The organism is Anaerolineae bacterium (genome assembly GCA_014360855.1).
Classification (GTDB): domain Bacteria; phylum Chloroflexota; class Anaerolineae; order JACIWP01; family JACIWP01; genus JACIWP01.
This window is the reverse complement of the sequence record JACIWP010000147.1, coordinates 1-7,856: the sequence shown is the minus strand read 5'-3', so window position 1 is coordinate 7,856 and position 7,856 is coordinate 1. Positions and strand designations below refer to the sequence as shown.

At 66.7% G+C, this 7,856-nt stretch carries 5 protein-coding genes; 3 read left to right on the top strand and 2 right to left on the bottom strand.

What is annotated here, in order from left to right; translation table 11 throughout:
- The 3 genes from H5T60_09045 to H5T60_09035 form a co-directional block, all read left to right on the top strand.
- On the top strand, nt 1–520 hold a 520-nt coding region (locus H5T60_09045), incomplete at its 5' end, for a hypothetical protein (GenBank protein MBC7242577.1).
- 55 nt (nt 521–575) lie between these two features.
- Nucleotides 576–1,478 carry an ABC transporter permease gene (locus H5T60_09040; GenBank protein MBC7242576.1) on the top strand — a complete coding sequence of 301 codons (903 nt, stop codon included), beginning with the start codon at nt 576–578 and terminating at the stop codon, nt 1,476–1,478.
- A 37-nt stretch (nt 1,479–1,515) separates the two neighbouring features.
- Nucleotides 1,516–2,589, top strand: coding sequence for an exo-alpha-sialidase (locus H5T60_09035; protein ID MBC7242575.1), 1,074 nt, complete (start codon nt 1,516–1,518; stop codon nt 2,587–2,589).
- Here the strand turns inward: H5T60_09035 and H5T60_09030 are convergent, their stop codons facing one another.
- A complete protein-coding gene (locus H5T60_09030) occupies nt 2,590–4,764 on the bottom strand; it encodes a PD40 domain-containing protein (GenBank protein ID MBC7242574.1) in 2,175 nt (724 codons plus the stop codon).
- 211 nt (nt 4,765–4,975) lie between these two features.
- Nucleotides 4,976–7,856 (bottom strand): DNRLRE domain-containing protein (locus H5T60_09025; GenBank protein ID MBC7242573.1); only part of this gene is annotated, 2,881 nt, incomplete at its 5' end.

Sequence of the window (7,856 nt, the reverse complement as noted above, 5' to 3'; positions counted from 1 at the left end):
CGCCAGCCCTTTCGGGTTCGAAACGCCCATTGTGCGAAGCTTCGAGGAGACGTACGGCCGGCCGCCGGCCGGCGCCGCGGAAGAAGAGTGGCTGAGGCACTGCGCCGGCTTCACCACCCGCTTCCTCCGCGAACTGCGCCAAGCCCTGCCGGCCGGCACCATCCTTTCAGCGGCAGTCGCCGGCGAGCCGGCCGCGGCCTACCGCTGGGGCCACGACTGGCCGGCCTGGGCGCGGGAGGGCCTCGTGGATGCCATCACCCTGCGCCTGATGACCGGAGATCTGGAGGCCATCGCCGGCCAGGTGCGCGCCGCCCGGCAGGCCCTTGGAGATGCGATCCCTCTCATGGCGCAGTTGTGCTGTTGGGGCGAGCGCCGCCTTTCCACCGCGGGGGATATCCTGCGCGCGGCCCACATCGCGAGGGACGCCGGCGCCGATGCCATCGGCATCTACCGCGCCGACGGCGTGCAGGCCCTTGGGCTGTGGCCGGCGCTGAGACAGCTCGCCGGCGAAGGATTGTGAGATTTCCGGGTGACCTCTGCGTCACCTTCACCATTCCACTGACAGGGAAGCGGACATGGCAGTACAGGGAACCCAAGCAGTGAACGTGAACTGGCGGGCAATGCGCCAGGAAAGTATGGGACAGCGCATCCTGCGCAGATTCCTGCGGCATCGGCTGGCGGTCGCCGGCGCCGTCGTCATCATCCTCCTGGCCCTGGTGGCCATCTTGGCCCCCTACGTGGCCGGCCAGGACCCCTATTACCAGGATTACTCGGCCATCAAGATGCCGCCCTCTCGCGAACACATCCTGGGGACCGACCCGTTGGGCCGCGATGTGTGGGCGCGGCTGGTGTATGCCACGCGGGTATCCCTCTCGGTCGGCCTGGTGGCCGTCATGATCTACACCCTGATCGGGACGATACTGGGCGCGATCGCCGGCTACTACGGCGGCGTCGTGGACACCATCATCATGCGCATCACCGATGTCTTCATGTGCTTCCCCCTGCTCATCATCATTATCACGGTGGTGGCGCTGATCGGCGCCAGCCTGTACAACATCATGGCCGTCATCGGCTTCCTGGCCTGGCCCAGCATCTGCCGGCTGGTGCGGGGGCAGTTCCTCAGCCTGCGGGAACAGGAGTTCGTCACCGCTGCCCGCTGTGTGGGGGTGCCGAGCGGCCGGCTCATCCTGCGCCACCTTTTGCCCAACTGTGTCGGGCCTATCACCGTGGCCGCCACCTTCGGCATGGCCGGCGCCATCCTGACCGAGGCCAGCCTCAGCTTCCTGGGACTGGGCGTCCCGCCGCCCCAACCAAGCTGGGGACAGATGCTCACCGACGCCCAGAAGCTCACCGTGCTGTCGCGCATGCCGTGGCTGTGGGTGCCGCCGGGCATTATGATTGCCCTGACCGTGCTATGTGTCAACTTCGTCGGCGACGGCCTGCGCGATGCGCTGGACCCGCGCATGCGCATTGATTGACGCCGGCCCCATCACCCTGCTCACAAGGAGCCCGCGTATGGAACACATCATCGTGTACAAGGATGAAGGAGCCTATTCCTGCTTCCCCGGCCTGGCCCGACGCCGCAACGGCGAGCTGTGGCTGGTCTTCCGCCGCGCCGGCGCCTTCAGCGTGCAGGCCGTGCGTCTGGGGAAATATGACCACGTCGACCAAGGCGCCCGCATCGCCTATTCCCGCTCCTTTGATGACGGGCGCACCTGGACCCCCATCACCATCCTGCCCCCCAGCGATCCGGAATGCGGCGAGCAGGACTGCTCCATCACCGAACTGCACGACGGCACCCTGCTGATCAACTTCTTCCGCTGGCGGGTGGTGCCGGAACAGGAGAAACACCGGCTTCCCTTCCCCGCATATCATCTCTATGACGGCTCCTGGGCGGATGTGGAGGGGCCGTGGGTCATCCGCTCGCGCGATGACGGGAGGAACTGGGAGCCGCCGGCGCGTGTGGACAGCTCTCCTCTGCCGCGCGCCGGTACCGCCGATGCCGTCCTCGAGCTTCCCGACGGCACCCTGCTGATGGGCATCTACGGCGCGCATTATCCCTCGCGGGTCTGCACGTCCTATGTGGTGCGCTCGACAGATGGGGGCCAGACCTGGGGGAATGCCGGCCTCATCGCGCGCGATCCGGAGGAGCGCATCAGCTTCGAGGAGCCGGCGCTGGCGCTGACGCCGGCCGGCCATCTGATCGCCGTCCTGCGCGCCGGCGAGCCGCGCAACTATCAGTACCTCTACCGGGCCTTTTCATACGACGGGGGACGGACCTGGACGGAGCTGGAGCCAACGCCCATGTGGGGGCATCCGGCCCATGTCCTGCCGCTGACCGATGGGCGCCTGCTGTGCACGTACGGCTACCGCCGGCCGCCCTTCGGGGTGCGCGCCTGCCTCAGCGAGGACAACGGCCGCACCTGGGATATCGAGCATGAGATTATCCTGCGGGACGACGGCGCCTCGCGTGACATCGGCTATCCTTCCTCCGTACAGTTGCCCGATGGCACCATCCTCACCGCCTATTACATTCATGGGGAGGACCTGATCCGCCATATCGCCGTCACGCGCTGGGTGGCGCCCTGATTACGGGCGCCACGCCGGCGCCTGGCTGTTGACGCCGGCCGGCGAGATACGCACCACGTCACTGCCGTCCATGCGCATGACGTAAATGCCCCACTCGCCGTCCCGGTTGGAGCAAAAAGCGATGCGCGTGCCGTCCGGCGACCAGGCCGGCCAGTGGTCGTTGGCGCCGGGCGTGCGCGTCAGGTTCTGCTGTTGGTCCCCGTTCGCCAGCATGATATATATCTCGGCGTTGCCGTCGCGGTTGGACTCGAAGGCGATGTAGCGGCCGTCCGGCGACCAGGCCGGCGACAGGTCACTGCCGCGCGCGTTGGTCAACTGCTTCACGTTCTGCCCGGAGCGGTCCATCACGTAAATATCCCAATCCCCATCCCGCTTGGAAGCGAAGGCGATCCACTTGCCATCCGGTGACCAGGCCGGCGCGAGATCCGCCCCCGGATCATTCGTCAGCCGCATTGGGTAAGTGCCGTCCGCCCACATCACGTAAATTTCCCAGTTGCCGTCCCGCATGGAGGAGAAGGCGATCTCCGTACCGTCGGGCGACCAGGCCGGCGTCCAGTCATCGGCCGGCTCGTTCGTCAGATTGCGGGCCTCCGTTCCATCAACGTTCATCACGTAAATTTCCTTGTTGCCATCGCGGTCCGAGACGAACGCCAGCCGCTTGCCCTCCGGCGCCCAGACGGGGGAGGTGTTTTCCCCTTCATCCGCCGTCAATGCCGTCGGCAGACTGCCATCCGCCCCCATGACCCATATTTGCCATTTCGCCTTGCCCTGTTTGCTCATATAGGCGATGGCCGGCAGGGGGCGCGCCAGCACCAGCGGTTTGGTCGGCGTCGCCGTCCAAGTCGGAGAGGGTGTGACCTGTGGGAGAACGGCCGGCGATGGGGTACCTTTGTTTGCATCCCCAACCAGCATGGCCGCCAGGGTTGCCAGGCCCGGGGTAGGCGTCGGGGTCGCCGGCGGGGAAGAGGCCGGCGGGCGCAAAAAGGCCATCAGAGCTACCGCGACCAGCAGGACCATCAGGGGCACCAGCAGGGCCGCTGTCCAGGAGCGGTGAGGCGCCGGCGCGGGGGTTTCCTCCTCCGCCGGCCGCTGTTTGCGGCGGGGGTTCCAGCGCAGGCGTGTCAGCACCTGCGCCGGCGGATGCTGGACCCGGAGCCAGTAGCGAAATATCTCCACCACCGGACGATAGCTGGTCGCGCCCAACTGCTCCAGCACGCCGGCTCTCTCCAGCAGGTCCAGCTCCGCCAGGATATCCGGGAGGGCGGCCTCAATGCCCTCGGCGCGCAGGGCCACCGCCATCTGCGCCGGCGTGATGACCGTTTGCTCCCCCCGCAGTGCGCCTATCAAGCTGAGGAGGATCTTCCCCTCTGCGGAAGCCCGCTCCCACATCTGCACGAAGATGGGCAGGGGACGCTGTGCGATCGCCTCCAGCGCCGGGTCAATGTCCACCAGGCCGGCCCGGCCGGCTTCTGCCCGCTGGTCGAAAATTTCGGCGCATAACAGTTGCACGAAATAGGGGCGCCGGCCGGTCAGCTCGTCAATGCGCTCCAGCGCCTCGTACTCATACTCCAGCCGGCCCTCCGCCGGCACGCGGATCAGCCGCATCGTCTCCACGCGGCTCAGCGGCTCCAGCCGGCGCGCCGGCGCCCGGCCAAAGGGAAGCTTATCCAGCCGGCGCAGATACTCGGCGGAAACTGCCGCACACACCAGCGCCAGGCGGGGGAAGCGCCCCCAGAGCACCGCCAGGCGCTCCAGGAACGTCCAGGCGGCGCCATCCTGATCCTCGCGGAGCCGCCGCTCCAGGTCGTCCAGCAGGATCACCAGCCGGCCCTGCGCCGACCATCCCTGCAGTGCCTGGGCCAATTCCTCCGCCTCAGCAGTGGATGGGATAGCCTGTCCCGTCCCCGCGCTCAGCGCCTCCAGCAGGGCCGGCCAGGGATCGGGCCGGCCTTCGACGAGGGACAGATACACCGCCGTGTACGGCTCCTCGGCCTCCCGCGCCAGGCGCAGTAAAAGGGAGCTTTTCCCCATACACGGCTCGCCCTCGATGATGAGCAGGCGTTCGCCGTGTTCCAGACCCTGCCAGACCCACGCCATGACCTCGCGCCGGCCGACGAAAAAGCCGTCCGCCGGCACCGGGCCGGCCGTATGGTAGGGATTGCCAGGCACAGGCAAGCTCTTCTCCTCCTCCGGACAGGATGTTGGGCGCATTATAGCACAGGGGATGAAGCAGGGCCAAAGCGCGAGCTGGAAGGGTGGCAGGAACCTACGCAGGTGACACTCACCTCGCGGGTGAGTGTCACCCGGGGCGGAGCCAAAGCCGCCGCATCAAAACGCGGGGATGAGGCACTCACCTCATCCCCGCGTCCGCCCGTCTGGTGGGCCGTTACGGCACCATGTACGTAATCGTGAGCTTCGGCCGGGCGCTCACGTTCGCCCACTCCGATGAGAAGAGGTCATACCGCACGCCGGCACTGCCCACGCCTTTCAACAGCATGCCGAAGTTGCCCTCCGGATAGCGCACCCAATCCTGCACCAGCGGGGTGATATCCCATTCCACCCAGGTTTGCACGGCGTTGAGGGTGGTGCGGGCCACATATTCCGCGGCGGAATCGACGCCGGCGGCCTTGGCGCCTGGCTCCGCCCATGGGATGCCGTTCATCGCCTGGTTCCAGTTCACCTCGCTCTCCTTCCACGGCCGCAGTAAGCGGTGCACCTGCACGTCCATGGTGTAGGAGTTACTGCGGGCATCCACGAACATGCCTAGCACCGCCCGCTTGACCACCGCGTTCTCGGGGATACTGCTCAGGTCAAAGCGCAGGACGCCCTCCATCCATTCCCCGGAGCGGATGTAAATACGAGCGATCCTCCCGTACAGCGTCGCCGGCTCCCAGCCGTTCATGGTGCTGTCCGAAACCCCGCTGTACCCATTCAGCCCGCGCTGGAGCACGATGGTGAATTCCTGTCCGCCGGCGGACGGCGGCTGGGTGGGTGTCGCCGTCGGTGTCGGTGCGGCGGTAGCCGTGGCAGTGGGCGTCGGCGTCATGGTCGGTGTGGGCGTGGGGGTAGCCGGCACGGGCGTTGGAGTGCTGGTGGGCGGCACAGGCGCGCCGGCCACATAGCGGATGGTCAGGCGCGGCCGCAGTGTCACATTCCCCGATTCCGAGGAGAGGATGTTGTACTGCACGCCGGCCAGGTCGAAGCTCTTCACGATGACACCGAAGTTGGACGCCGGCGCCGCCAGCCAATCCCGCACTGCCGCGGTGATGTCCCATTCCGCCCAGGTCGAGATGCCGTTCATCTGCAGACGGCTCAACGGCGCGCTATCAAGGTCCGTGCCGGCTGCCTTGGCACCCGGGACGCCCCAGGCATCGCCGGCGCGCGCCAGGTTCCAGGTGGCCTCCATCTCGCGCCACGGCCGGCGCAGGCGGTACACTTCCATGGTGATAGGATTGGTGTTGCTCCGGCCGCTGACATACAGGCCCAGCTTCGCCTCCTGCACCGAGACGCCGGCCGGCAGTCCGCTCAGGTCAAAGCGCAGAAGCGCCGACATCCATTCCCCGGAGCGCACCAGGAGCCGAGTGTTTGTGCCGTAGTTGGTGTCCACCGACCAGCCGTTGATGAACGTGTCCTCCACGCCGGCATAGCCGTTGCTCCCTTCCTGCAGGACGATGGTCTGCACATCGCCGGCCGGCGGAGGCGGCACCGGGGCAGAGGTGCTCGTGGCGGTCGGTGTCGGGGTAGGCGTAGCCGGCGCAGGCGTGTTCGTCCTCGTCGGCGTGGCCGTGGGGGTGAATGTGCGCGTCGGCGTGGCGGTGGGCGCCGGCGTATTGGTGCGCGTGGGGGTGGCCGTGGGTGCAGATGGTCCCGGCACCCAGTACGTCACAATCAATCGCGGATGCTGAGCGGCCAGCTCCTGGTTATCGGAGGAGACGAAATCGTACTGGGTATAGGTCTCGCCGGTGGCATAGAGCATGACGCCGTAGTTCTGGGCCGGCGCGCGCACCCACTCCTGCACCATGCCGGTCACATCAAAGCTGTACCAGGTATTGAGCACCTCCACGGCCTTCCGGTCGCTGTAGGTGCTGTCGCGGTCATTGGGACCGCTGGCGCCGGCGGCCTGCCACGGCTGTCCGCTGGCGGCGTTCTGCCAGGTGGCCTGCGATACATTCCACGGCCTCAGCATCTTGTAGGTCTGCACCCAGATGTAGCTGGGGTTGCTCCGCTGATAGGTATACACCTCCAGCCGGGCACTCGTCACCACCGCATTGGTCGGGATATCGCTGATATTGAAATAGAGCAGGGACGCCATGACGTTGTCTTCCTTGGCCGTGCGCACCGCCAGGTTCGCCTCGCGCCCGAAGTTGGTGGTGGGGCTGTTGGCACTGATGTAGGTATCCAGAGCGCTGTGCTGATACTGCCGGGTGATGGGCGTCCCTCCCACCGTTGGCGTGGGCGTGATGGTCGGCGTCGGCGTGGCGGTGGGGATAGGCGTGGGCGTCGGGCCGGCGGTCAGCCGGTACACGATGGTCAGCTTGGGACGTAAGGATACCGTCGGACAGTTCGATGAGACGAAGTCATACTGCACGGATCGGTTGATGTAACCCTTGATGACCAGGCCGTAGTTCAGGCTCGGCTGGGTCACCCATTCCTGCACGGCGCGGGTGATATTGAAATCATACCACGCGCCGGTCTGGGTCAGGATCTTCTGGTCCAGGGGCGTCGCGTCCCGGTCAACGGTTGTATCGTTGGCACCGGGCGCCCCCCAGGGATGGCCGGCGGAGGCCAACTGCCAGGTCGCCTCCATTTCCGCCCACGGCCGGCGCATACGGTAGACACTGGCGACGATATCATCCGCAACACTGCGGTAGGATGTGTACAGGCTCAGTGTGGCCGACTCGACCTGGGCATTGCGCGGGATGCTGGACAGGTCAAAGCGGATCAAGGAGGCCACGATTTCATTGTAGCTGTAATGGATGGGCAGGGTGACCTTGGTCCCAAAGTTGGTGGTCTTGTACCAGAAGTTGATGCAGGTATCCAGCACGCCGGCATAGCCGTTGACGCCCGGCTGAAGGGTCACGGTAATGGGCGTGCCGATGGGCGCCGGCGTAGCGGTCGGCGTCGCCGGCGCGGAGGTCGGCGTGCGGGTTGGCGTCCACGTCGGTGTGGCGGTGGCCGGCGGGTTCGTCGGTGTGCGGGTAGGGGTTGGGGTGGCCGGCGCGCTGGTAGGGGTCGCGGTGGGGATCGGCGTAGCTGTCGGCGCCGTG

Excerpts from the sequence above, each read along its gene's own strand:
- H5T60_09040 (MBC7242576.1), top strand. The coding sequence starts at position 576 with ATGGCAGTACAGGGAACCCAAGCAGTGAACGTGAACTGGCGGGCAATG.
- H5T60_09035 (MBC7242575.1), top strand. The coding sequence starts at position 1,516 with ATGGAACACATCATCGTGTACAAGGATGAAGGAGCCTATTCCTGCTTC.